This window comes from Subtercola sp. Z020 (genome assembly GCF_002931235.1).
Classification (GTDB): Bacteria; Actinomycetota; Actinomycetes; order Actinomycetales; family Microbacteriaceae; genus Subtercola.
Genome location: NZ_PSTT01000040.1, coordinates 1 through 23,338 on the forward strand (window position 1 = coordinate 1; position 23,338 = coordinate 23,338).

At 68.3% G+C, this 23,338-nt stretch carries 24 protein-coding genes and 4 tRNA genes; 18 read left to right on the top strand and 10 right to left on the bottom strand.

What is annotated here, in order from left to right:
• Window positions 1-144 precede the first annotated feature (144 nt).
• Together C5B96_RS04855 and C5B96_RS04860 are read right to left on the bottom strand one after the other, a co-directional pair.
• Window positions 145-588, bottom strand: a complete 444-nt coding sequence (locus C5B96_RS04855) for a SufE family protein (RefSeq protein WP_104243510.1) — start codon at window positions 586-588, stop codon at window positions 145-147.
• Window positions 585-1,490, bottom strand: coding sequence for a sulfurtransferase (locus C5B96_RS04860; protein WP_104243512.1), 906 nt, complete (start codon window positions 1,488-1,490; stop codon window positions 585-587). The genes C5B96_RS04855 and C5B96_RS04860 overlap by 4 nt, the downstream gene beginning before the upstream one ends.
• Before the next feature lie 62 nt (window positions 1,491-1,552).
• Here C5B96_RS04860 and zapE point away from each other — a divergent pair, with 62 nt between their 5' ends.
• Entirely contained in the window at window positions 1,553-2,590 is a 1,038-nt protein-coding gene (gene zapE, locus C5B96_RS04865; RefSeq protein ID WP_104243514.1) for a cell division protein ZapE, read from the top strand.
• Window positions 2,591-2,788: 198 nt separating this feature from the next.
• Entirely contained in the window at window positions 2,789-4,039 is a 1,251-nt protein-coding gene (locus tag C5B96_RS04870) for an ammonium transporter (protein ID WP_104243516.1), read from the top strand.
• 107 nt (window positions 4,040-4,146) lie between these two features.
• Here C5B96_RS04870 and C5B96_RS04875 read toward each other — a convergent pair whose 3' ends face one another.
• Window positions 4,147-5,838, bottom strand: coding sequence for a long-chain-fatty-acid--CoA ligase (locus C5B96_RS04875; protein ID WP_104243518.1), 1,692 nt, complete (start codon window positions 5,836-5,838; stop codon window positions 4,147-4,149).
• 165 nt (window positions 5,839-6,003) lie between these two features.
• Here C5B96_RS04875 and C5B96_RS04880 point away from each other — a divergent pair, with 165 nt between their 5' ends.
• The 3 genes from C5B96_RS04880 (at window position 6,004) to C5B96_RS04890 (ending at window position 7,340) form a co-directional block, all read left to right on the top strand.
• Window positions 6,004-6,198 (top strand): hypothetical protein, encoded by a 195-nt coding sequence (locus tag C5B96_RS04880; protein WP_104243520.1) that lies wholly within the window; start codon window positions 6,004-6,006, stop codon window positions 6,196-6,198.
• A 154-nt stretch (window positions 6,199-6,352) separates the two neighbouring features.
• On the top strand, window positions 6,353-6,625 hold the full coding sequence (locus tag C5B96_RS04885; protein WP_104243522.1) for a DUF3072 domain-containing protein: 273 nt from the start codon (window positions 6,353-6,355) through the stop codon (window positions 6,623-6,625).
• A gap of 94 nt (window positions 6,626-6,719) precedes the next feature.
• Window positions 6,720-7,340: a type II toxin-antitoxin system PemK/MazF family toxin gene (locus C5B96_RS04890; RefSeq protein ID WP_233189005.1), complete on the top strand. Its 621-nt coding sequence runs from the start codon at window positions 6,720-6,722 to the stop codon at window positions 7,338-7,340.
• A gap of 31 nt (window positions 7,341-7,371) precedes the next feature.
• On the opposite strand, the gene C5B96_RS04895 is transcribed toward C5B96_RS04890, so the two are convergent.
• The 3 genes from C5B96_RS04895 to C5B96_RS04905 form a co-directional block, all read right to left on the bottom strand.
• Window positions 7,372-8,586 (bottom strand): alanine racemase, encoded by a 1,215-nt coding sequence (locus C5B96_RS04895; RefSeq protein ID WP_146078091.1) that lies wholly within the window; start codon window positions 8,584-8,586, stop codon window positions 7,372-7,374.
• Window positions 8,587-8,702: 116 nt separating this feature from the next.
• Entirely contained in the window at window positions 8,703-9,362 is a 660-nt protein-coding gene (locus C5B96_RS04900; RefSeq protein ID WP_104243526.1) for a hypothetical protein, read from the bottom strand.
• 154 nt (window positions 9,363-9,516) lie between these two features.
• Window positions 9,517-9,589 (bottom strand) — tRNA-Val (locus C5B96_RS04905).
• Window positions 9,590-9,766: 177 nt separating this feature from the next.
• Here C5B96_RS04905 and C5B96_RS04910 point away from each other — a divergent pair.
• From C5B96_RS04910 to C5B96_RS17765, 4 genes are all read left to right on the top strand, one after another.
• Window positions 9,767-9,838 (top strand) — tRNA-Gly (locus tag C5B96_RS04910).
• 34 nt (window positions 9,839-9,872) lie between these two features.
• A tRNA-Cys gene (locus C5B96_RS04915) sits at window positions 9,873-9,943 on the top strand.
• A 33-nt stretch (window positions 9,944-9,976) separates the two neighbouring features.
• A tRNA-Val gene (locus tag C5B96_RS04920) sits at window positions 9,977-10,048 on the top strand.
• A gap of 461 nt (window positions 10,049-10,509) precedes the next feature.
• On the top strand, window positions 10,510-11,652 hold the full coding sequence (locus tag C5B96_RS17765) for an Ltp family lipoprotein (protein ID WP_104243528.1): 1,143 nt from the start codon (window positions 10,510-10,512) through the stop codon (window positions 11,650-11,652).
• A 112-nt stretch (window positions 11,653-11,764) separates the two neighbouring features.
• Here the strand turns inward: C5B96_RS17765 and C5B96_RS04930 are convergent, their stop codons facing one another.
• The 4 genes from C5B96_RS04930 to folP form a co-directional block, all read right to left on the bottom strand.
• Window positions 11,765-12,967: a hypothetical protein gene (locus tag C5B96_RS04930; protein ID WP_104243529.1), complete on the bottom strand. Its 1,203-nt coding sequence runs from the start codon at window positions 12,965-12,967 to the stop codon at window positions 11,765-11,767.
• 47 nt (window positions 12,968-13,014) lie between these two features.
• Entirely contained in the window at window positions 13,015-13,602 is a 588-nt protein-coding gene (locus tag C5B96_RS04935) for an RNA polymerase sigma factor (protein ID WP_104243531.1), read from the bottom strand.
• Window positions 13,603-13,680: 78 nt separating this feature from the next.
• On the bottom strand, window positions 13,681-14,454 hold the full coding sequence (locus C5B96_RS04940) for a pyrimidine reductase family protein (protein ID WP_104243533.1): 774 nt from the start codon (window positions 14,452-14,454) through the stop codon (window positions 13,681-13,683).
• A 14-nt stretch (window positions 14,455-14,468) separates the two neighbouring features.
• The gene (gene folP / locus C5B96_RS04945) at window positions 14,469-15,368 is read right to left on the bottom strand and encodes a dihydropteroate synthase (protein WP_199176552.1); all 900 of its coding nucleotides are present in this window, start codon (window positions 15,366-15,368) and stop codon (window positions 14,469-14,471) included.
• 149 nt (window positions 15,369-15,517) lie between these two features.
• Between folP and thrS the strand changes: the two genes are divergently transcribed.
• From thrS to yajC, 9 genes are all read left to right on the top strand, one after another.
• Window positions 15,518-17,440 carry a threonine--tRNA ligase gene (thrS, locus tag C5B96_RS04950; protein WP_233189012.1) on the top strand — a complete coding sequence of 641 codons (1,923 nt, stop codon included), beginning with the start codon at window positions 15,518-15,520 and terminating at the stop codon, window positions 17,438-17,440.
• A gap of 98 nt (window positions 17,441-17,538) precedes the next feature.
• The gene (locus tag C5B96_RS04955) at window positions 17,539-18,069 is read left to right on the top strand and encodes an HIT domain-containing protein (protein WP_233189013.1); all 531 of its coding nucleotides are present in this window, start codon (window positions 17,539-17,541) and stop codon (window positions 18,067-18,069) included.
• Window positions 18,062-18,964: a pyridoxal 5'-phosphate synthase lyase subunit PdxS gene (gene pdxS, locus C5B96_RS04960; RefSeq protein ID WP_104243540.1), complete on the top strand. Its 903-nt coding sequence runs from the start codon at window positions 18,062-18,064 to the stop codon at window positions 18,962-18,964. Before C5B96_RS04955 ends, pdxS begins: the two co-directional genes overlap by 8 nt.
• The gene (gene pdxT, locus C5B96_RS04965) at window positions 18,954-19,556 is read left to right on the top strand and encodes a pyridoxal 5'-phosphate synthase glutaminase subunit PdxT (protein WP_104243542.1); all 603 of its coding nucleotides are present in this window, start codon (window positions 18,954-18,956) and stop codon (window positions 19,554-19,556) included. Before pdxS ends, pdxT begins: the two co-directional genes overlap by 11 nt.
• 30 nt (window positions 19,557-19,586) lie before the next feature.
• Complete coding sequence (locus C5B96_RS04970; RefSeq protein WP_104243544.1) at window positions 19,587-20,345, top strand: YebC/PmpR family DNA-binding transcriptional regulator; 759 nt, start codon at window positions 19,587-19,589, stop codon at window positions 20,343-20,345.
• 15 nt (window positions 20,346-20,360) lie between these two features.
• Complete coding sequence (gene ruvC, locus C5B96_RS04975) at window positions 20,361-20,984, top strand: crossover junction endodeoxyribonuclease RuvC (protein WP_104243546.1); 624 nt, start codon at window positions 20,361-20,363, stop codon at window positions 20,982-20,984.
• Window positions 20,985-21,030: 46 nt separating this feature from the next.
• Window positions 21,031-21,666 carry a Holliday junction branch migration protein RuvA gene (ruvA, locus tag C5B96_RS04980; protein WP_104243548.1) on the top strand — a complete coding sequence of 212 codons (636 nt, stop codon included), beginning with the start codon at window positions 21,031-21,033 and terminating at the stop codon, window positions 21,664-21,666.
• A 26-nt stretch (window positions 21,667-21,692) separates the two neighbouring features.
• Window positions 21,693-22,739 (top strand): Holliday junction branch migration DNA helicase RuvB, encoded by a 1,047-nt coding sequence (gene ruvB, locus C5B96_RS04985; RefSeq protein ID WP_104243644.1) that lies wholly within the window; start codon window positions 21,693-21,695, stop codon window positions 22,737-22,739.
• Window positions 22,740-22,814: 75 nt separating this feature from the next.
• On the top strand, window positions 22,815-23,243 hold the full coding sequence (yajC, locus tag C5B96_RS04990) for a preprotein translocase subunit YajC (protein WP_104243550.1): 429 nt from the start codon (window positions 22,815-22,817) through the stop codon (window positions 23,241-23,243).
• Window positions 23,244-23,338: the final 95 nt, after the last annotated feature.

The window sequence follows — 23,338 nt, forward strand, 5'->3', positions numbered from 1 at the left end:
TGTCCGCGATGCTCGGTCGCACCAAGCGCCAGGTGCGCGAACGGATGCACGCGGCATCCTGATCCCCGCGCCCATTGAGTGGGCAGTTCGGGCCCTAAAACGGCCATCTTGGGGCCCGAACTGCCCACTCAATGGGCGCGGGGATCAGGATGCCGCGTGCATCCGTTCGCGCACCTGGCGCTTGGTGCGACCGAGCATCGCGGACATGCCGCGCACGCGGAGCGGGGACACCGCCTCCATCAGGCCGATCATCTGCGGAAAGTCGTCGGGAACCGCCAGAACCTCTGCCGCGGTCATGCCGGCCAGGCCCTGGGCGAGGATCGACGCGAAACCGCGCGTGGTCGGCGACTCCTTCGGAGCGGTGGCGTGCAGGTGCACCACGTCGTCGGGGTCGACCTCGACGAAGATGAAGACCGGCGACTGACACTCCTCGACCCGTTCGAGGAGGTCGGGATGCTCGGCATACTGCTCGGGAAGCTCGGGCAGCTCGTTCGAGAACTCGAGCAGCAGCTGCAGTCGCTCCTTGAGCGTCAGGGCGAGGAAGTCGTCGCGGATCTCGGCGAGCGCCTCAGGCAGTTCTGAGCTCACGCCGTCGGAACCTCGCCGCGCTCAGCGCCCTTGACGATCGGAACCCGCACAGCGGAACCCCACTCCGTCCATGAGCCGTCGTAGTTGCGCACCCCTTCGAAGCCCAGCAGGTGGGTCAGCACGAACCAGGTGTGGCTCGACCGCTCGCCGATGCGGCAGTAGGCGATAACGTCGTCATCGTCGGTCAGGCCCAGGCCCTCGCGGTAGATCGCGTTCAGGTCGGCGAGCGGCTTGAAGGTGCCGTCTTCGGCGGCGGCCTTCGCCCACGGCACATTGTGCGCGCTCGGGATGTGGCCGGCGCGCAGGGCGCCCTCGTCGGGGTAGGCCGGCGCCGTCGTGCGTTCGCCGCTGTACTCCTCGGGGGAGCGAACGTCGATGAGCTTTCCACCCACGTCGAGGTGGTCGAGCACGTCGTCTTTGAAGGCGCGGATCTCGACGTCGCTGCGCTCGGAGATCGGGTACTCCTTCGGCGTGACCGCCGGCTCCTCGGTCGTCACGTCGCGGCCCTCGGCGATCCACTTGTCACGGCCGCCGTCGAGCAGCCGAACGTCTTCGTGCCCGAAGAGGCTGAACACCCAGAGTGTGTAGGCGGCCCACCAGTTGCTCTTGTCGCCGTAGATGACCACGGTGGAGTTGCGGTCGATGCCGCGCGAGCCCGCGAGCTCGGCGAACTGCTCGCCGAAGATGTAGTCGCGCGTGACCGGGTCGTTCAGGTCGGTGTGCCAGTCGATCTTGACGGCGCCGGGAATGTGGCCGGTCTCGTAGAGCAGAACGTCTTCGTCGCTCTCGACCACCACGAGGTCGGTGTCGCCGAGGTGCTCGGCGAGCCACTCGGTGCTGACGAGCCGGTCGGGGTGGGCGTACTCGGCGAACTTCGGTGTGGTGTCGGTTTCGACAGCCATGGTGTGACCTCCAGTTGCGGCCGTGCGGCCGGGCGTTCTTTCGTGCGCTTTAATACTCAGTGATGACAACCGACAGCGGCAGCACAACTATTCCTTTGCACCTCGTCGACCTGCGCCCGACGTTGAGCGGTGCGGAGATGGCCGCGGTGCTGGTTCCGCCCCGCCAGTTTGACACGGCATCCTTCGACTCCTATCGACCCGACCGGGATTACCCGTCTCAGGGCGAGACATTGCACCGCATGCGCGACTTCGCCGCGTCGTGGGCCCCGGCGAAGGCCGGCGGCTTCTTCTCCCGCGCCAAGAAGGGCCCGGCGGTGAAGCCGGGCATCTACCTCGACGGCGGTTTCGGCGTGGGCAAGACCCACCTTCTCGCGGCGCTCTGGCACGCGGCGCCCGCGCCGAAGTACTTCGGCACCTTCATCGAGTTCACCGCCCTGGTCGGCGCACTCGGCTACCTCGAGACGGTCAACCTGCTGAAGGGCTCCAAGCTCATCGCGATCGACGAGTTCGAGCTCGACGATCCGGGCGACACGATGATGATGACGCGGCTGCTCGGCGACCTCGTCGCCACCGGTACGCGCATCGCCGCGACCTCCAACACTCCGCCGAACGCGCTGGGGGAGGGCCGGTTCGCCGCGCAGGACTTCCTCCGCGAGATCCAGGCGCTGGCCGACCGGTTCGAGATCATCCGCATCGACGGCACCGACTACCGCCGTCGCGACATCGAGGGGCACGCGAAGACGTTCACCGACGAGCAGCTTGCTGTCGAGGTCGAGCGGATGTCGGTGGCCGGCGACACGGTGACCGTCGACGACTTCGGGTCGGTCATCCAGTTCCTCGGCAGCCTGCACCCGTCGAAGTACGTGAAGCTGCTCGATTCGCTGGATGCACTGGTGCTGACAGATGTCGTCGAGCTGACCAACCAGACCGACGCCCTGCGCTTCGTCGCCTTCATCGACCGGGTCTACGACGCGCAGCTCCCGATCTACGCCTCGGGGCTGCCGCTCGACGGAGTGTTCGCCGGAGACATGATGAACGGCGGCTACCGCAAGAAGTACCTGCGATCGGTCTCGCGGCTGATCGCCTCGACCCAGCGGTAGGGAGAACCGCCGCCCTGAGGCGAGGGAAACACAGTCGTTACACAGCGCCTGTTCGCGTTACCTGCTCGAAACAAACCGTCACCATTGCTGAAACGTCGACCCGCGACACTGTTGGCGTAGCCGAGGCAAACGCAGACCCGACAGTGGGGTGATCTGTGCACCGGTGCAATTACTCGGTTCGAGAGAGGTACTTTTTCCATGGATCCAGCGATTGAAGGTCTGACCACCTCGGTCAACTCCCTGTGGCTGCTCGTCGCCGCAGCCCTCGTGCTGCTCATGACCCCCGGTGTCGCGTTCTTCTACGGCGGCATGGTCAAGGCCAAGAGCGTCGTCAGCATGATGATGATGAGCTTCGGCGCGATGGGCCTGGTCGGCGTGCTCTGGGTGCTCTACGGCTACGGAATCGCCTTCGGCACCCCCGCCATCCCCGGCCTGCTCGGCAACCCGTTCGACGGCTTCATCGGCCTGTCGAGCCTGCTCGGCATCGACGAGACGGGCGCGATGACGCCCGACCTCTCGGGCCTGGCCTTCGCCGGGTTCCAGGCGACGTTCGCCATCATCACCGTCGCCCTGATCTCCGGCGCCATCGCCGACCGTGCCAAGTTCGGCGCCTGGATGGTCTTCGCGGGTGTCTGGGTCACCGTCGTCTACTTCCCGGTCGCGTTCTGGGTCTTCAACCTCGCTGAGGGCTGGGCGCCGGTCTGGGGCGTGAACGACTTCGCCGGTGGAACCGCGGTGCACATCAACGCCGGTGCCGCGGGCCTCGCCCTTGCGCTCGTTCTCGGCAAGCGCATCGGCTTCCAGAAGGGAATCCAGAAGCCGCACAACGTGCCGCTGACCCTGCTCGGCGCCTCGCTGCTCTGGTTCGGCTGGTTCGGCTTCAACGCCGGCTCTGAGGCCGCCGTCGACGGCGTCGCCGCCATCGCGTGGATCAACACGCTCGCCGCGCCCGCCGCCGCCATCCTCGGTTGGCTGATCGTCGAGAAGATCAAAGACGGCAAGCCCACGTCGATCGGTGCCGCCTCGGGTGCTGTCACCGGTCTCGTCGCCATCACCCCGGCCTGTAACATCCTCACCCCCGGCTGGGCGATCGTGCTCGGCCTGGTCGCCGGTGCGATCTGCTGCCTCGCGATCGAACTGAAGTTCAAGCTCGGCTTCGACGACTCGCTCGACGTGGTCGGCATCCACCTCATCGGCGGCCTGTTCGGCACGCTCTACATCGGTATCTTCGGTGCAGGCAAGGGCCTGCTCGACACCGGCAGCTTCGACCAGCTCGGCAAGCAGGCGGTCGCGGCCTTCGCCGTGCTGATCTACTCGTTCGTGCTGGCCTACATCATCGGCTTCATCATCCAGAAGACGATGGGCTTCCGCATCACGAACGAAGACGAGGTCGCCGGCGTCGACACCGTCGTGCACGGCGAGGAGAGCTACGCGCTCGACCCGGCCTGATCCGTCCCACCGCACGAGCGGGCGTCTCTCCTTCGGGGGAGGCGCCCGCTTCGGCGTTCAGGCCCCGGCGGTGTTCGGGCGTCTGCGTGTTCAGGCCCCTGCGCCTTTCAGGCCTCGGCGGCGAGCAGGTCGTCGCGCACCTTCCGGCGCAGCACCTTGCCGATGAGCGAAGTGGGCAGTTCATCCAGAACCACGACGCGCCTCGGCACCTTGTAGGCCGTCAGGTGCTCGCGGCAGAAGTCGCGGATGGCCTTCTCATCGAAGTCGGCGCCGTCGGTCAGCACGACGGCCGCGACCACGTCTTCGCCGCCGCTCGAGCCCGGCAGGCCGACCACGGCGGCGTCGCTCACGCTCGGGTGCTGGCGCACCGCGTCTTCGACCTCGCTCGGCGCCACGTTGAAGCCGCCTGTGATGATCAGCTCCTTGATGCGGTCGACGACGGTCACGAAGCCGTCGTCGTCGATCGACACGATGTCGCCCGTGCGGAACCAGCCATCGTCGAGCAGCACGTCTCTCGTCTGGTCGGGCTTCCGCCAGTAGCCCTGGAACACCTGCGGCCCGCGGATGAGCAGCTCACCCGCCTCGCCGGTCGGCCGTTCGACGGTGACGTCGTCGGGGTCGACCACCTTCACCTCGGTGCTCGGGAACGGCACGCCGATCGTTCCCGAGCGCCGGGTCGGGCCGACCGGATTGCCGAGCGCCACCGGGGAGGTCTCGGTCAGCCCATAGCCCTCGACGAGCATCCCGCCGGTCACCTTCTCCCAGAGCTCGACGGTCGCTGGCGGCAGATTCATCGCGCCCGAGATGGCGAACCGGATGCCCGACAGATCGGTGCCGCGTTTCTCGGCCGCCTCGGCGAGTCTCTGGTAGATCGGGGGAACCGCCGGCAGGAAGGTCGGTGGATGCTTCTTCGCCGCAGCCAGCACCAGGTCGACGTCGAAGCGGGGGAGCAGCACGAGCCGGGCACCGGCGCTCATCGCGAAGGTGAGGCAGAGGGTGAGGCCGTAGGCGTGGAACATCGGCAGCACGCCGTAGACCACCTCCCTGCCCTCCTCGAGCCCGGGCAGCCAGGCGCGGCCCTGCAGGGCGTTCACATGCAGGTTGAGGTGGGTGAGCATGGCGCCCTTCGGCGTTCCGGTGGTGCCGCTCGTGTACTGCAGGAGGGCGATGTCGCCGACGGCGGGGCGCGGATGGTTGCAGCGGATGCGCGGGCTCTCGAGCAGCTCCTGCCAGTCGAGCGTGCGGCGTACCCGGGTGTGCAGGGCTTTCCGGGCATCCCGCGCCTTCTTCACCGGCAGGCGCAGGGCGAGACGGGTGTGCAGGGGCATGGCGCGGGTCAGGTCGACAGAGACGATGTGGTCGAAGGCGACGTCGTCGGGCATCTTCTGGATGGTGTCGACGACCTTGTCCCACGCGATGACGACTTTCGCACCGTGGTCTTCGAACTGGTGGCGGAGCTCCCGGGGGGTGTATAGCGGGTTGTGCTCGATCACGATGGCGCCGAGGCGCAGCACGGCGTAGAACGCGGCGATGTGCTGCGGGCAGTTCGGCAGCACGAGGGCGACGCGGTCGCCCTTCTCGACGCCGAGGCGCCGGAGTCCCTCTGCGGCTCGACGGATCTGGTCGCCCAGCTGGCGGTACGTGGTCTCGGCACCGAAGAATTCGAGCGCGACCTTCTTGCCGAAGGTCTGCACCGACGCCTCGATCAGGTCGACGAGGGAGCCCTCCGGGAGGTCGATGTCGTGTGGAACGCCCTCCGCGTAACTGGTCAGCCAGGGCCTGGGGGTGTCGTTCGTCATCGAATCTGCTGCCTCTCGTCGGCCTCGTCGCCTCCCTTCATTATGTTGCCTTAGCACGTGCCGTGAATGCCGTCCACGCTCTTCCGAGTGTCGCTCGGGGGTCACTACGCTGGGGTCACGATGTGCTGACAGAGCCAGCACCGAATGGGAGAAGGAGCAGAAGACATGGGACTTCTTGACAACGCCAAAGAGGCAGCAGAAGCGACCGGCGAGAAGCTGAGCCGCGCTGTCGAAGACACCAAGGGCCGCATCTCCGACAAGGCCGACGAGGCCAAGGCCGACGCCGAGGTGAAGAAGGCGGAGCGCAACCGCGACGCCACCGAGGCGAAGAACGACTACAAGGAGCAGCTGCGCGACTAGTCTGCGTGGCTGGTCTGTACGACCAGTCTGCGTGGCCGCCGCGTTGTCGCTGCGGCCCCACCTTCGACGAGGCCTTGGCCCTGCACTTCTGGTGCGGTGTCAAGGCCTCGTCGCTGTTCGGGGCGATGTCGGTGGGCTGACCTAGTCTGACCTCATGAGTGACACCAACGAGAACACCGAGCCCACCGATTCGACAGAGCCCACCGGCGACACCCTGGGTGGCGACCGGCCCGACCCCAACACCAGCGCCAGTAAAGACCCGAGCGAATGGGTCACCGGCGACGAGCCGATGACCGGCCCGCAGCGCAGCTACCTCGACACCCTCGCCCACGAGGCCGGCGAGACGCTGTCGGCCGACATCACGAAGGCCCAGGCGTCCGAGGAGATCGACCGCCTGCAGGAGAAGACCGGGCGCGGCCAGGCCTGAGCGTCGTGCGGGGCCGGTCTGAACGGCCGGCCCTGCTCCGGCCTCGCGGTACTCGCCTGCGTCCCGCGAGGGTGGTTTGCGTAGAGTGAACGTCGTGCCCTCCTTCACCCACGTCCTCGGAACAGTCCTCCGGTCGATCGCATCGGGGCTGATCTCGACCCGGCCCGCGGCGCCAGCTCGTCGCGGGGGTCGGGCGCCTGCGACGGTACCCACGCCCGAGAAGACGGCGGCCTCGCCGAAGGGCGCGCCCGCCTCGCGCTCGACCACAGCTGCGCCGGAGCCCGGGCGGGTGACCGCTCCGCCGAGTGACGCGGTGCGCACGGTCGAGATCGACTCGCGCACGCTGGGCAGGCAACGGCTGTCGTACGCTCCGCACGCAGACGACCGCCCCGATCCCGGCGAGGTCGTCTGGAGCTGGGTGCCCTACGAGGAGAACGACGGCCGGGGCAAAGACCGCCCTGTTCTCGTGCTGGCGCGGCTCAGCAATACGACGGTGCTAGGCATCCAACTCACCAGCAAGGCCCATCCCGGCGACCGCGGCGCACTCGAACTCGGCCCGGGCGCGTGGGATGCGTCGGGCCGGGCCTCGTGGGCCCGCCTCGACCGGTTGTTCCGTGTCACCGATGCCGGCATGCGGCGCGAGGGTGCCGCTCTCGACGCGAAGACGTACGGCATCGTGGCGGCCGCCCTGCAGAACCGCTACCGGTGGTTCTGAGGGCCGACCTCCGGGTGCTCCGGATGGCGCGTCAGAGGGCGGGGGAGACCTGGCCGACCACGGCATAGGCGTCGTCGACCAGCGGGATGCTGCGCCAGCGGTCGAACGCGCCGCAGGGGTGACTGATGCCGAACCTCAGCACCGTTCCGGGTGCGACGACGGTGTCGGCGGGCACCCGCAGGTAGGCGTGGTGGTCGTTGACGCCCGTGACGACCCATCCGGAGGTGTCGAGCGCGGCTCCGTCGGCGCCGTCGGCCCCGCCGGTCCCGTCATCGAGGGAACCGAGCACCACCGGCAGCCGGTCGTCTGTCGGAACCTCGCGCCGCCCGAACCCGGCGATCACGAGCCCCGGCTCGGGCGCTGACAGCACGCTCGCCAGCAGCTCGAACGCCGGCACGAACGCGCCCGCCGGTTGCAGCCTCGGTGTCGCCCCGAACGGCGACGTGCGCTCGTAGACCCCGTGGTCGTGGGTGAGGTAGCAGCCGCTCCGCAGCACCGAGAGCACGTCGAAGTCGAACGCGTCCGGCCCGAGCTCCTCGGCCACCAGGTCGAAGTACGAACTCCCGCCGGCCGTCACGACGGGCACGTCGGCGAAGAACTGCTGCTCGTGCAGATACGTCACGAGGTTCCGGATGCCCGCCAGCATCCCGCGCGCGGCATCCGGGTGGGCACCCGAACCCGTCGGCATGAGCCCCTCGTAGCCCGCGACACCCGCAAGCTCGAGCCGGGTCGAAGCGGCGACCGCGTGGGCGAGCTGCCGGGCATCCGCAGCCCGCCGCACGCCCGTGCGACCGCCCTCGAAGCCGACCTCCACCAGCACGCGGAGCCTCTTCGCTGGGCCCCGTTCGTCGAGGCCGCGTTCTTCCTGGCCCCATTCGTCGAGGCGCCGTTCGAGCAGGTCGAGCCCCGCGAGGCTGTCGACGTAGCAGAGGTAGTCGAGGCGCGAGTCGGCGCCGAGGAACGTTTCGGCGACGAAGTCGATGGCTGCGGCATCCACCAGCACATTCGCGTGCAGAATGCGCGACGCGCCGAACCCGACCAGCGTGCGAACCTGTGACGTCGTGGCGGCCGTCAGTCCCCAGGCGCCGGCCGCGAGCTGGCGGTCGCAGAGCTCACGGGAGAGATGCGTCTTCGCGTGCGGAGCGAGGAGCATGCCCGACCGTTCGCAGAAGGCGCTCATCAGGGCGATGTTGTGGTCGATCGCGGCGTCGTGCAGCACCATGCGGGGAAGATCGTCGAAGGCCATCGCCCCCATTGTCGCAGAGCGCCCCGGCGCAGAACGCCCAGCGGCAGAACGCACACGCGCAGAACGCACGGAGGCCCCAGCCCGCGTCGCGGGTGGGGCCTCCGTGGTTCGTCGCGTTACTTCGTGATGTCCGAACCAGACGCGTTGCAGAGAGCGGTCGCGTAGGCTCCCGTTCCCGTCTGGGTCGAGACGACCTTTCCGTTCACCGTGATGGTGCAGGTGAGGGAGGTCGTGTTCTCATCGCCGATCGCGCTCACGCTGAAGCTGTTGTAGTCGAAGCTCCCGCCGGTCTTCGCGACGACATCCTTCTCGAACGGCAGCGTCTGGCCGTTCGCGCTCTCGGAGCCCGACGTTCCGGTGGTGAAGGTCGAGTAGGTGATCGAGGCGGTGCCGTCGCCGGTCACGCTGTAGACGACCGGCACCTCGACGTTCGCCTCGGCGCTGGCGGTCGCGATCGCGCTGCTCACGCTGCCGGCGAAGGCAGCCGTGTACACGATCGCGAGCACGATCGACAGGATGAGCGCGAGAACCGAGATGCCGAGTCCCACACCTGCCAGCACCTTCGGGCGCCCCTTGACGATCAGCCCGATGATTCCGAACACGATTCCCACGAGCGCCAGGAAGCCCGTCGCGTAGTTGAGGAACGGAATGAATGACCCGAGAAGGGCCAGGATGCCGAGCACCAGCGCTGTGACGCCGAAGCCGTTGCCCCGCTTCGGTGGTAGCGGCGCCGTCGCGTAGGCGGGCGGCGGTGCGGTCGGTTGTTCGTAAGACATGGTGATTCCCCCTGTTGAGATGCGTTTGCATCGACATTGTTGCAGAGAATCAACGAAGGCGTCAGGCGCCCGAAAGGGGGTGGGAGGGGTGCACCCGCCACAACGACGAAGCCCCGACGCGCCTGCCGGGGGCGGGCTGTCGGGGCTTCGGATGTGGGCGATACCGGACTCGAACCGATGACCTCTTCGGTGTGAACGAAGCGCGCTACCAACTGCGCCAATCGCCCGAGAACGGTGCGGGCGGCTCTCGCCACCTGCGTCTCGTGCTCGTCGATCTTAGCTGACGGCGAGGCCCGAACGCACATCGACAGGCCCCCGCGACACGCTCGGCCGCCGGTTTTGTTTTGTGCCGGGGGTTCCGGTAGAGTCTTCCGAGCACGCAGTAATGCGATCGAAAAAGAAATGCGGATGTGGCGCAGTGGTAGCGCACAACCTTGCCAAGGTTGGGGTCGCGAGTTCGAATCTCGTCATCCGCTCGAGTGTAGATGTGCCTGTGGGGTAACCCTCCATGGTGGCGTGGCCGAGAGGCGAGGCAGCGGCCTGCAAAGCCGTCCACACGGGTTCAAATCCCGTCGCCACCTCTCCACTCCGAAAGAAATGCAACACGCAACAATGGGCGGTTGGCGCAGCGGTAGCGCGCTTCCCTGACACGGAAGAGGTCGCTGGTTCGATCCCAGTACCGCCCACCGAGAAGAAGGCCCCGAGAACGTTTCGGGGCCTTCTCTGTTTCTGGGTCGGGTCGTCCTGGTTCGATCCCGGTACCGCCCACCCCCGGGCGCCCCTGCCTCTCGCGAAGGGACGCATATCGTCCTGCGACTCGCGCGGTTGGACGATCTGCGTCCCCTCGCGCGAGTTCAGCGGGCTCGGGAGCGTTTCAGGAGCAGGATGCCGCCGGCGGGCGCCGCCAGCAGGCTCGCCGATGCCCGGCGTCGGCTGGGCGGTAAACGCCTTCTTGATAGGCACCGACGCCGAGGTCTGCGAAGCGTCGGCGTAGCCGACCGGGTCGCGGTCACCCGGTTGCCGCGCGGCGCTGGTCGGCGCATTTGGGGGGCTCGGCCCCCTGAACTGGGGCGGAGCCCGGAGCGAGGGGCGCTGCTAGGGTGAGCCGCGGTCGGCAGGGGGTCGGCCGTGGAACCTTGGGGGACTCATGAGCGACGCACCACAGGTGCCTGCCGGCTGGTACGCCGACGCGACGGATGCGAGCAGGATCCGCTACTGGGACGGCCGCGCCTGGACGGAGCACACCGCACCCGTGCCGGGTGGCGCCGCACCGGTGCCGGGCGCTGCACCGTTGCCGGGTGGCGCTGCACCGTTGCCGGTCGCAGAGGCGGCAGCCCGTCGCGGCGTGCCTGCCTCGACGTGGATCGTCGGCGGCGTGCTGCTCGTCGTTCTGCTGATCGCGCTGATCACCGGCTTCGGCCGGTTCCTCCTGGTTCTCGGCCTCATCGCCCTCGCCACCGGTGCCTACGTGCTGATCACCCGGAAGCGCAGCTGGGCCCTGCTGCCGACGACCCGGGGCGCCGGTGGTGCCGTGCTGGCCGCCGGCCTCGTCGTGGCGGTCATCGGTGGCGTCGTCTCGGGAGCATCCGGCCAGCCCTCCACCCCGCGGCAGGCGAGCGCCGTTGTCACGGCGTCGGCCGCTCCGGCTGCCGCTGCGGCGTCGACGGCACCGACAGCGCCGGCGACTCCACTGCCGACGTCGACTCCGACGGCGGCGCCGGCACCGACCACCGCTGTCGTTCCGAACCTGGTCGGTATGAAGGGCGATCAGGCCAAAGCCGCCCTCGAAGCCCTCGGTCTGAACGTGAACTGGTCGGAGGCGGTCATCATCGCCAAGAACTGGACGGTCGACGCACAGGTTCCCGCGGCCGGCACCAGCGCGGTTCTGGGAGCGAAGATCCTGCTGACCGTCTCCAAGCCCGGCGCCGCGGCGGAGCCCGCGACCCCGGCCTCCGCTGCGCCCGCTCCGGCGGCACCCGCAGTCTCTGCCGAGTTCCTCTCGGCGCTGAACAAGGCGGGCAGCTACTCGGCGAACCTGCACATGAGCAAAGCCGGGATCTACGACCAGCTCACCTCGGAGTACGGCGAGCAGTTCTCGGCCGACGCGGCCCAATACGCGGTCGACAACGTGAAGGCCGACTGGAACGCCAACGCCCTCGCCAAGGCGAAGGACTACCAGGAGTCGATGTCCATGTCTCCCGAGGCCATCCGCGACCAGCTCACCAGCGACTTCGGTGAGCAGTTCACCGCAGACGAAGCGGACTACGCCATCCAGCACCTCAACGACTGAGCGGGCACGAGTATTTCGAGAGCAGCATGCTGCCGGCGAGCAGCTGGTGGTCGGGCCGCAGTGCACGTAGGGGGAGGGCTCTGCGACGGCGACCCGGTCGTCCGCGCCGGGGTCACCGGGCCCCGACGTTGGCCAGGATCGTGGGGGCGATGGCCGCCAGGTGGTCGGTCGTGTCTGACTGGATCATCACCCAACCGTCGTCGACGACGACGCTGAGCCAGGCGATGCCGTCCTTCGAGGAGGTGAAGGCCTCACCTGCGTAGCCGGGGGTCGGTTGCCAGTCGAAGCTCGGGTCGGCGACGCGGAACTGGTCGAAATAGACGGCACCGCCCGGCAGGACCGATGCAGTCGCACTGGCCCGCGGGCCCTCATCCGTCGACCACGAGCACCAGAACGCGTGCACCTGGCTGCTGCTGTGGAAGAGGGATGCCGCATACTCGCCTCCGTCGCTCTTGAATGTGCGCATCCCGGTGACGCCCAGCTGGCGATCGAGCGTGTCGGTGCCGGTGAAGTCGTCGCACGAGTCTGCGCCCGCCAGGGTGGCTCCGGCCGGCTGCCAGAGGGGTTCGGGAGCCGGCAGCTGGTGAACCCGGGCATCCAGTCGCGCGGTGAGCTCGTTCAGCTGTTCGACCTGGTCGTCGGAGAACGTCGATCCCGACGGAAGCGACGCCGTGAAGAAGAGTCCATATCCGTTGACGTGGTCGATGAAGGTGCAGAGCCCGCTGCCTCCGCACTGGCCGAGAGCGTCAGGGCTGAGCGACGGCACGGAGGGTGCGTCGACCCAGGCTTCACCCTGTGTGTACAGCTCGTAGGCACTGTCGGTGACTCCCGGAACGATCGTGTACCGGAGGTCGTAGTAGTCGCCCGCCTGAGTGGTGTACGGCTCGCCGTCACCCGACCAGACACAGCTGAGACTTCCGACCCGCTGGTCGCTGAACGCCGACGCGTTGGCCAGCGTCACGGGGTACTCGACCCTGGTCAGAGGCAACTCCAGGATGTTCTCGGCGTCGTGAACGCCGGCCAGGTCGTCGCAGGTGGCCGGCACCCGCACGACGGGTTGCGATGGTGCCGGAGGCGGGGTGGCCGTCGGCGGTGCTGTGGCGGTGGCCGACGGTTGAGCGGACGGTTCGACGGTCGGCGTCTGCGTCTCGGACACAGCCGGGCGATCACCTCCGAACCAGGCGTCGCCGCCCAGCGCCAGGGCCGCGGTGCCCGTTCCGACGAGCCCCGCCAGCACAGCGGCGACGACGATCAGTGTCGTGCGGAGGCGCGGTGCACGACGGGCTCCGGATGCCGCGGCGGTGCTCACGAGCATGCTCCTGATGGCGTCGCTTCGCCGAGGGTCGAATTGCGGCACGTTGTTCACAGGGCACCTCCCGGGGTCAGGGCGCGGTCGCCGACAGCTGTCAGCTCGGCGAGGCGGCGCTTCGCCCGCGACAGGCGGGACTTGACGGTGCCGACCGGAACGCCGAGCGCGTGGGCGGCTTCCGCGGTGGTGAGCTCTTCGAGCACGCAGAGCGTGATGACGTTCTGGTCCCGGGGTGACAGGCGCGAGAAGGCGTTGCGCACCTGCGCGTGCCGGGGCTCCCTGTCGAGACGGTCGTCGACGTCGTCGGCGTGGTCGGCGACCTCGGTCGACGCATCGAGCCGCTGCAGCGAGTCGCGGTGGCGCTTGCGTGATCGGATCAGGTTGCGTGAGACATAGTTCGCCGTCACCAGCAACCAGCCGATGACACTCCCTCCGACCACGCGCACGGCATCGCGCCGTCTCCACGCTTCGAGGAAGACGAGCGCTGTGACATCCTCCGCGTCGTGCGGTGATCTCATCAGTCGCAGGGCGTGGCCGAAGACTCTGTCGCGATGAAAGTCGAACAGCAGGCCGAATGACGCTGCATCTCCCGATCGACAGGCCGCCCAGACCTCAGCCTCGTCGAATGTTTCGTTCCCCATACCTCAGAGTGTCCGATACCCGCAGATCGGTTCCCTCGCCCCGAATCTCGGCGTGACCACCAGCATTAGCCGAGGCTCTCAGCGAGCCCGGGAGTACTTCGAGAGCAGCATGCTGCCGGCGAGCAGCAGGTGGTCGAGTCGCAGTGCGCGGAGGGGGAGCTCGGTGTCGACCCCCGCGCGCGTGATGCGCGGCCCCGCACCGCCCTCGAGAGCGGGCGCGGTGGTCAGGCAGAGGCAGTCGAGGGCATCGGCCGCAATGAGGGCGCCGAGCAGCGACGGCCCGCCCTCACAGTGGATCTGGGAGAGACCCCGCCCGGTGAGCGCATCGAGCATGGTGGGCACGTCGAGCGAGGTCGCGCCACAGTCGATGACGTCGGCCACGGCCGCGAGGGATGCCCGGGCCGCCGCCGGCGCCGACGAGACCGTGAACACGAGCGGCCGCACCGGCGCCTTCGCGAAGACGTCGCTCGCGGGGTCGAGGTCGAGCCGGCCCGAGACGAGGGCGAACACCGGATGCTCGGTCAGCCCGTTGCGGGAGCGCCAGGCCGCGGCATCCGGAGCCAGCCGCATCGCACCGTACCCCTCTGAGCGCACGGTGCCCGCCCCCACCAGAACGACGTCGGAGAGCTGCCGCAGCAGATCGAACACGCGCTTGTCGGCGGGGCCGCCGAGCCCGCCCGACAGACCGGAGGCGGTCGCGGAGCCGTCGACGCTCGACACGAAGTTCGCGCGTACGAGACGCTCCTGGCGCGACGGCGGCGAATACAGGGCCAGCAGCTCGGCGTCGGTCAGGGCATCCTGCGCCGAACCGCCCACCGCAGCGGGAAAGAGCCGGGTGATCTCATCGCTCATCAGAAGCAGACCTTTCAGAGGTTGTGCCGAGTGTAGGCGGGCATTCGCCAGCCCAGGATGGCTTCGAGCATGCGCATGGCATCGACCGACGCCGGAACATCGTGCATCCGAACGATGCGAGCGCCCAGCAGCACCGACGCGGTGGCGGCGGCGAGTGACCCGGCGAGACGCTCGGCCTTGGGCCGGTCGAGCGTCTCGCCCACGAAATCCTTATTCGAGACGGCCGCGAGCACCGGGTAGCCGAGGGCGGCGATCTCGGGGAGCCGGCGGGTGAGTTCGAGGGTGTGCAGGGTGTTCTTGTTGAGGTCGTGGCCCGGGTCGACGATGATCCGCGAGGCCGGGATGCCCCGGGCGAGCGCGAAGTCTGCGCGCGCGGCGAGGTGACCGGCGACATCCCGCCCGACGTCGCCGTACTGCGGCCGGGGGAAGGGCTGTCGCGGCGCCGCGAGCGAATGGGTGATCACCAGGGTCGCCTCGCTGTCGGCGACGACGTCGGCGAGGCGGGGGTCGTGGATGCCCGTGGTGTCGTTGATCACCGACGCGCCGGCTGCGATGACGGCGGCTGCGACCTCGGGCCGGAACGTGTCGACCGAGATGACGACGTCGGATGCGGCCGCGAGCGCCTCCACGACGGGAAGCACGCGCTCCGTCTCGTCGGCGGCGGAGAGTTCGGGACCGGGGGCGAACGGCACTCCGCCGATGTCGACCCAGTCCGCCCCGTCGGCGGCCGCCTGCACCGCGGCGGCGACGGCGCGGTCGAGCGCGAACGTGCGGCCCTGGTCGTAGAACGAGTCGGGGGTGCGATTGATCACGGCCATCACCGCGATCTGGCGGGAGAAGTCGAAGCGGTGCCCCCCGATCATCCGCACCGGCTCGGCGATCGGCGGCAGGTATGGGCCCGGGGCGACGGTCATGGCTCCATCTTCGCAGCACTAAAGTTGACTGCACGCTACACCCGAGCAGAACCGCCACACCCAAGGAGCCTCCGTACGTGAGTGACATCATCCAGGTCGAGAACGCCAGCACCGGATTCGAACTGTTCACCGAGCGAACGATCGTGGCCATGAAGGTGAACGGGGAGCTCCGTGACCTGGCCGCGACGGCCCAGCCCGGCGACTACGTCGAGGGCGTCGGGATCTCCTCGCCCGACGGGCTGAACATCCTCCGTCACTCGGCCACGCACGTGATGGCCCAGGCCGTGCAGTCGATCAACCCCGAGGCCAAGCTCGGCATCGGCCCGCCCGTCACCGACGGTTTCTACTACGACTTCGACGTGGCGACGGCGTTCACCCCCGACGACCTCAAGACCCTCGAGAAGGCGATGGAGCGCATCATCCGCCAGGGCCAGCGCTTCATGCGCCGGGTGGTCAGCGAAGACGAGGCGCGCGAGGAGCTGGCGAACGAGCCCTACAAGCTCGAACTGATCGGCATCAAGGGCGGTTCGGCCGCCGAAGACGAGTCGGTCGAGGTCGGCGGCACCGAGCTGACGATCTACGACAACGTCGACCCCAAGACCGGCGAGACGGTCTGGAAAGACCTCTGCCGCGGCCCGCACCTGCCGAACACCAGGATGATCGGCAACGGCTTCGCCCTGACCCGCCTGGCCGCCGCCTACTGGCGCGGCTCGGAGAAGAACCCGCAGCTGCAGCGCATCTACGGCACCGCCTGGCCGTCGAAAGACGAGCTGCGAGCCCACCAGGCGCGCCTCGAAGAGGCGGCCAAGCGCGACCACAGGCGCATCGGGGCCGAGCTCGACCTCTTCTCCTTCCCGGAGGAGATCGGATCGGGTCTCGCGGTGTTCCACCCCAAGGGCGGCATCATCCGCCAGGAGCTCGAGAACTACTCCCGGCAGCGCCACATCGAGGCCGGCTACGACTTCGTCAACACCCCGCACATCACCAAGGCGAACCTCTTCATGACCAGTGGTCACCTGCAGTGGTACGCCGACGGAATGTTCCCGCCCATGCACCTCGACGAGGAGCGAGACGCCGAGGGCAACATCACCCGGCAGGGGCAGGACTACTACCTCAAGCCCATGAACTGCCCGTACCACAACCTCATCTTCCGGGCCCGGGGGCGCAGTTACCGCGAGTTGCCGCTCCGGCTGTTCGAGTTCGGCTCTGTGTACCGCTACGAGAAGAGCGGCACGCTGCAGGGCCTCACCCGCGTGCGCGGCATGACCCAGGACGACGCGCACATCTACGTGACTCCCGAGCTCGTGAAGCCCGAGCTGACGAGCACCCTGCAGTTCGTGCTCGACCTGCTGAAGGACTATGGGCTCGACGACTTCTACCTCGAACTGTCGACCCGCGACGCGACGAACCCGAAGTTCATCGGTGCAGACGACCTGTGGGAGAGCGCGACAGAGACCCTGCGCGAGGTGGCGGTCGAGTCCGGTCTCGAACTCGTGCCCGACCCCGGGGGAGCGGCGTTCTACGGCCCGAAGATCTCGGTGCAGGCGCGCGATGCGATCGGTCGCACCTGGCAGATGTCGACCATCCAGCTCGACTTCAACCAGCCGGAGCGCTTCGAGCTGGAGTACACCGCGAGCGACGGCACGCGGCAGCAGCCGATCATGATCCACCGCGCCCTGTTCGGTTCGATCGAGCGGTTCTTCGCCATCCTCACCGAGCACTATGCCGGGGCCTTCCCGGTCTGGCTCTCCCCGGTGCAGGTGGTGGGCATCCCGATCGCCGAACAGTACGAGGAGTACGTCGGTGACGTCATCCGGCAGCTGAAGGTGAAGGGCGTCCGGGCGGAGCTCGACCGTTCGGACGACCGCATGCAGAAGAAGATCCGCACGCACACCAAGGAGAAGGTGCCCTTTCTGCTGATCGTGGGGGAGGACGACCGGGCAGCCGGCACTGTCAGCTTCCGTTTCCGCGACGGGAGCCAGGAGAACGGGGTGGCCGTGGCCGACGCGGTCGACCGTATCGTCGCCGCCATTGCGAACAAGGTGCAGGTCACGACCGCGGGCGAGGCCTGATGCCCGGCGACTCCGACCTGCCCGGCGACACCGCCCGGCCCGTCGACTCCGACCGGCCCGTCGACTTCGAGGGCGTCGAGATCACCGACTCCAGCACGATGGCCGGCGTTCCCGACGAGTTCCAGCGCCTCTGGACCCCGCACCGCATGGTGTACATCCAGAACGGAACTCAGCCCGGTGAGGCCGAGTGCCCGTTCTGCATCGCTCCGACTCTGGATGACGAACAGTCGTTGATCGTCGCCCGCGGTACGCACGCCTATGTTCTGCTGAACCTCTTCCCGTACAACAGCGGTCACCTGCTCGTCTGCCCGTACCGTCACATCCCGCTCTACGACGAGGCGACGGCCGAGGAGGCCGCGGAGATCGCCAGTCTCACGCAGACGGCGATGCGGGTGCTGCGGCAGGTGTCGCGGTGCGACGGCTTCAACCTCGGCATGAACCAGGGTCGCATCGCCGGCGCGGGCATCGCCGACCACCTGCACCAGCACATCGTTCCGCGCTGGGCGACCGATGCGAACTTCTTCCCGATCATCGCCAAGACCAAAGCGCTGCCCCAACTGCTGGGCGAGGTACGGGAATCCGTCGCCGCCGCCTGGCCCACCCGAACAGAAGAGACACACAATGACTGACAGCACCCCCCGCCCCTCCGTCGGCAGCGATCGCGTCAAGCGCGGGCTCGCCGAGATGCTGAAGGGCGGCGTCATCATGGACGTGGTGAACGCCGAGCAGGCGCGCATCGCCGAGGACGCCGGTGCGGTCGCCGTCATGGCGCTCGAACGGGTTCCGGCCGACATCCGTTCGCAGGGTGGCGTCGCCCGCTCGAGCGACCCCGACCTCATCGAGGGCATTCAGAAGGCCGTCTCGATCCCGGTCATGGCTAAGGCCCGCATCGGCCACTTCGTCGAGGCGCAGATGCTGCAGGCACTCGATGTGGACTACATCGACGAGTCGGAGGTGCTCTCACCCGCCGACTACGTGAACCACATCGACAAGTGGAACTTCACGGTTCCGTTCGTGTGTGGGGCGACGAACCTCGGCGAGGCACTGAGGCGTATCAACGAGGGTGCGGCGATGATCCGCTCGAAGGGCGAGGCCGGCACCGGCGACGTCTCTGAGGCGACCAAGCACATCCGCAAGATCCTCGGGGAGGTGCGCGCCCTGACCGCCCTCTCGCCCGACGAGCTGTTCGTCGCCGCGAAGGAGCTGCAGGCTCCCTACGCGCTGGTCGCCGAGATCGCCGAGAGCGGCACGCTGCCGGTCGTGCTCTTCACGGCCGGTGGGGTCGCGACCCCGGCCGACGCCGCGATGATGATGCAGCTCGGCGCCGACGGCGTGTTCGTCGGATCGGGCGTCTTCAAGTCGGGCGACCCGGCCAAGCGCGCGGCGGCGATCGTGAAGGCCACCACGTTCTACGACGACCCCCAGGTCATCCTCGAAGCCTCGCGCGGCCTCGGTGAGGCGATGGTCGGCATCAACGTCTCCGACCTGGCGGCCCCGCACCGCCTCGCCGAGCGTGGCTGGTAACCGACCCGTCGGAGTGCTCGCCCTGCAGGGCGACTACCGGGAGCACGCCCGGGTGCTGGCCTCGTTCGGCGCCGAGGTCATCACGGTGCGCCGCCCGGCCGAACTCGAGCGGGTCTCGGGGCTCGTGATCCCGGGCGGCGAGTCGAGCGTGATGGACAAGCTCTCGCGCCAGTTCGGGCTGGCCGAGCCGCTCCGGGCGGCCATCGCCGACGGACTGCCCGTCTACGGCACGTGCGCCGGGTTGATCATGCTCGCCGACACGGTGCTCGACGGTATGGCCGGACAGCGGAGCCTCGGCGGGCTCGACATCTCGGTGCGCCGGAATGCGTTCGGTCGCCAGCGGGAGTCGTTCGAGGTCGACATCGACATCGAAGAGCTCGGCGCTCCGCCCGTGCACGCCGTGTTCATCAGGGCTCCTGTCGTCGAGACGGTCGGGGAGCGGGCATCCGTTCTCGGCGCACTCGACGACGGACGGGTGATAGCTGTCGAACAGGGCAACCTGCTCGGCACGTCGTTCCACCCCGAGATGACCGACGACCACCGGTTCCACCGCCGATTCTATGAACGAGTGCTCGCGACCCGGTTCGTTTAGACTGGGTGAGAATTTTTTGAGGAGAACACTGTGTCAGGACATTCCAAGTGGGCGACCACCAAGCACCAGAAGGCCGTCACTGACGCCCGTCGCGCGAAGTCGTTCGCGAAGCTGATCAAGAACATCGAGGTGGCGGCGCGCCAGGGCGGTGCCGACCTGTCGGGCAACCCCACGCTCGTCGACGCGATCCAGAAGGCGAAGAAGACTTCTGTGCCGAAAGACCTCATCGACCGCGCCGTCAAGCGCGGCGCGGGCATCGGCAGCGAAGCCGTCGACTACCAGACGATCATCTACGAAGGGTACGGCCCGAACGGCGTCGCCATGCTGATCGAGTGCCTCACCGAGAACAAGAACCGCGCCGCCGCAGACGTACGCACGGTGATGACCCGCAACGGCGGCACGATGGGCGACCCGGGCAGCGTGGCCTACAACTTCCACCGCAAGGGCGTCATCACGGTCGCTCACACCGATGGGCTCAGCGAAGACGACGTGCTGGTCGCGGTGATGGATGCCGGGGCCGAAGAGGTGACCGACCACGGTTCCTCGTTCGAGGTGCTGACCGAGGCGACCGACCTGGTCGCGAACCGGCAGGCGCTGCAGGAGGCGGGCATCGACTACGAGTCCGCCGATGTGGAGTTCGTGCCGAGCCTCAAGGTCGAGATCGATGCCGACACGGCCCGCAAGGTGTTCAAGCTGATCGACGCGCTGGAAGACAATGATGACGTGCAGAACGTCTACAGCAACTTCGACCTGACCCCCGCGGTGCAGGCCGAGCTCGAAGACGACTAGCGGCAGCCGGCCGGCGTGAGGATTCTCGGCATCGACCCCGGCCTCACCCGCTGCGGGGTCGGCATTGTGGATGTCGCGGGCGACCGCCGTGCGACCCTCGTGCACGTCACGGTGATCCGCACGGCGCCGGGCACCCAGCACGAGTCGCGCCTGCTGGCGATCAGCAAGGCTCTGGATGCCCTGCTCGACGAGTTCGAACCCGCCCGGGTCGCGCTTGAGCGTGTCTTCGCCGACACGAACGTCAGCACCGTGATGGGCACGGCGCAGGTGAGCGGCATCGCGATGGTGGCTGCCGCACGCCGGTCGCTCCCGGTGGGCATGCACACGCCGACCGAGGTGAAGGCTGCGGTCACGGGCTACGGGCAGGCCGACAAGAAACAGGTCGGCACGATGGTCGCGAAGATCCTGCGACTGGAGGCCGCCCCGAAACCGGCAGATGCCGCCGACGCTCTCGCGCTGGCGATCTGCCACGCCTGGCGCTCACCGCTCGGCGGTCTCGCCGCCGGTGTCGGCGACCTGCACGGCGGGGCGACGCCGCGGGGCGGTGCGGCACAGCTGACCGGCGCGCAGGCAGCGTGGTTCGCCGCCGAACAGGCAGCCAAGGCCGCGAGCCCCGAGCGGCGCGGCCTTCGACGCTGACGCGTGTCGAACGTTCGAAAGTGTGTACGAGTAATAGGCTGACGGCGTGATATCCAGTCTTCGCGGAACCGTGCTCGCCGCCATGGGAACAGCCGTCGTCATCGAGGTCGGTGGTGTCGGCTTCTCGGTGCAGGTGACCCCGGCGCACGCGCTGTCGCTGCGGGTGGGCCAGGAGGCGTTCGTGCTCACCACCCTGATTGTGCGCGAAGACGCCCTGTCGCTGTTCGGGTTCGCCGACGCCGAATCGCTCGAGATCTTCAGCCTGCTCGTCGGTGTGACGGGGGTCGGGCCGAAGTCGGCCCTCGGCGTGCTGGCCGCCCTGACGCCGGCCGAGATCGCCCGGGCTGTGACGCACGACGACGACTCCGTGTTCCGTCGCGTGTCGGGCATCGGCCCCAAGACCGCGAAGCTGATCGTCGTGTCGCTGACCGGCAAGGTCGCGGGCCTCGGGCTCGGGGCGCCAGCGGCCGCGGGGCCCTCGTTCGCCGGGCCTTCATCCATCCGCGACGATGTGCTGGTGGCGCTGGTGGGTCTCGGTTGGAACGACCGCAGCGCCTCCGAGGCGCTAGACCGCGTCGTCGCGGTCGCCGACGACGACGTCGACACGATGACGGTGCAGTCGCTGCTGAGGCTTGCGCTCACCGAACTCGGCCCCCGCCAGAGCTCGGCGGGCCCGCGGTGAGCGGCGAGACGAGCCGGTCCGGCGGGCTGGGCCCCGACGAGCTGCTGCAGCCCGAGCTCGGTTCCGAGGCGGAGGTCGCCTTCGAGGGCGCCCTGCGGCCCAAGAGCCTGGCCGAGTTCGTGGGGCAGCAGCGGGTGCGCGGCCAGTTGCAGTTGCTTCTGGATGCCGCGACCATCCAGAACCGCACCCCCGACCACATTCTGCTCGCCGGCCCGCCCGGCCTCGGCAAGACCACGCTCGCGATGATCGTGGCCCATGAGAGCGGGCGACCGCTGCGGCTCTCGAGCGGCCCGGCCATCCAGCACGCCGGCGATCTCGCGGCAGTGCTCTCCTCCCTGGTTCCGGGTGAGGTGCTGTTCGTCGACGAGATCCACCGCATGGCGCGTTCGGCGGAGGAGCTGCTGTACCTCGCGATGGAGGACTTTCGCATCGACGTCATGGTCGGCAAGGGGGCGGGTGCGACATCCATCCCGCTCGATCTCGCACCGTTCACGCTGGTCGGCGCGACGACCCGCTCGGGGCTGCTGCCGAATCCGCTCCGAGACCGGTTCGGGTTCACGGCGCACCTGGAGTTCTACGACCCCGAAGAACTGGTGCACGTTCTGCGACGGGCTGCCGTGCTGCTCGAGCTCTCGATCGAGGAATCGGCGCTGATCGAGATCGCCGGGCGGTCGCGCGGAACGCCGCGCATCGCGAACCGGCTGCTGCGCCGGGTGCGAGACTATGCGCTCGTGCACGGCGGGTCGGCGACGCGCTCTGTGGTGCGCGCCGCACTCGAGCTCTACGACGTCGACGAACGCGGTCTCGATCGCCTCGACCGTGCCGTCATGCTGATTCTGCTGACCCGCTTCAACGGTGGGCCGGTCGGGCTCAACACTCTCGCGGTGAGCGTGGGGGAGGAGTCGGAGACGATCGAGTCTGTTGTCGAGCCGTTCCTGGTGCGCATCGGTCTGATCGTTCGAACGCCGCGCGGCAGGGTCGCGACCCGGGAGGGCTGGCGGCACTTCGGGATCACTCCGCAGAACGAGGTGGCTCCCGGGCAGGCCCAGCCCCTGTTCGGCGATGATCTATAATTCAAGCTGGCGCTCAGCCCCGGTCTGTACACTGGGGCCGTCAACCCCCTCGCTCTGGAAGGCTCTCCCCGCTCAATGGATCCGTTAACCCTCGTCATGCTGGCCGTCCTGGCCGTTCTCATCATCTTCATGGTGCGCAACAGCCGGAAGCGCAAGCGCGAGACCGAAGAACTGGCCACCAAGATCACCGAGGGGGCCTACGTCATGACCAACTTCGGTCTCTACGGCACCATCCTCGAGATCGATGTCGAGAACAACCACATCCTGCTCGAGAGCACGCCCGGAACGGTCCTGAAGGTGCACCGCCAGACGGTGACCCGCGTCGTTCCGACCGATGAGGCCATCGCGGACGAGAGCACCGACACGCTCGACGACCAGACCGAGCCGGAGTTCGGCCAGCGGGTGCACGAGCCGCTGCTCGAGAAGAAGCCGACCGATGAGGGTACGATTCTCAACGGTGTTCCTCTCGACGAGAACGGCAAGCCCCGTCAGTCGGGCGAGTAACCCCGACCCGTTCACGAGTTCGCGGCAGCTGGCTGCTTCGACGAGCGGGCCGCGGCGCACATGCCGTAGGCTCGTGCGTCGGCAGCACTCTGCCG

Coding starts and splice junctions, on each gene's coding strand:
- C5B96_RS04870 (WP_104243516.1), top strand. CDS start 2,789: ATGGATCCAGCGATTGAAGGTCTGACCACCTCGGTCAACTCCCTGTGG.
- C5B96_RS04895 (WP_146078091.1), bottom strand. CDS start 8,586: ATGGCCTTCGACGATCTTCCCCGCATGGTGCTGCACGACGCCGCGATC.
- C5B96_RS04900 (WP_104243526.1), bottom strand. CDS start 9,362: ATGTCTTACGAACAACCGACCGCACCGCCGCCCGCCTACGCGACGGCG.
- C5B96_RS04955 (WP_233189013.1), top strand. CDS start 17,539: ATGGCCGGCGTTCCCGACGAGTTCCAGCGCCTCTGGACCCCGCACCGC.
- pdxS (WP_104243540.1), top strand. CDS start 18,062: ATGACTGACAGCACCCCCCGCCCCTCCGTCGGCAGCGATCGCGTCAAG.
- C5B96_RS04880 (WP_104243520.1), top strand. CDS start 6,004: ATGGGACTTCTTGACAACGCCAAAGAGGCAGCAGAAGCGACCGGCGAG.
- C5B96_RS04930 (WP_104243529.1), bottom strand. CDS start 12,967: ATGCTCGTGAGCACCGCCGCGGCATCCGGAGCCCGTCGTGCACCGCGC.
- thrS (WP_233189012.1), top strand. CDS start 15,518: ATGAAGGTGAACGGGGAGCTCCGTGACCTGGCCGCGACGGCCCAGCCC.
- zapE (WP_104243514.1), top strand. CDS start 1,553: ATGACAACCGACAGCGGCAGCACAACTATTCCTTTGCACCTCGTCGAC.
- C5B96_RS04885 (WP_104243522.1), top strand. CDS start 6,353: ATGAGTGACACCAACGAGAACACCGAGCCCACCGATTCGACAGAGCCC.
- C5B96_RS04875 (WP_104243518.1), bottom strand. CDS start 5,838: ATGACGAACGACACCCCCAGGCCCTGGCTGACCAGTTACGCGGAGGGC.
- C5B96_RS17765 (WP_104243528.1), top strand. CDS start 10,510: ATGAGCGACGCACCACAGGTGCCTGCCGGCTGGTACGCCGACGCGACG.
- yajC (WP_104243550.1), top strand. CDS start 22,815: ATGGATCCGTTAACCCTCGTCATGCTGGCCGTCCTGGCCGTTCTCATC.
- C5B96_RS04860 (WP_104243512.1), bottom strand. CDS start 1,490: ATGGCTGTCGAAACCGACACCACACCGAAGTTCGCCGAGTACGCCCAC.
- C5B96_RS04940 (WP_104243533.1), bottom strand. CDS start 14,454: ATGAGCGATGAGATCACCCGGCTCTTTCCCGCTGCGGTGGGCGGTTCG.
- folP (WP_199176552.1), bottom strand. CDS start 15,368: ATGACCGTCGCCCCGGGCCCATACCTGCCGCCGATCGCCGAGCCGGTG.
- C5B96_RS04935 (WP_104243531.1), bottom strand. CDS start 13,602: ATGGGGAACGAAACATTCGACGAGGCTGAGGTCTGGGCGGCCTGTCGA.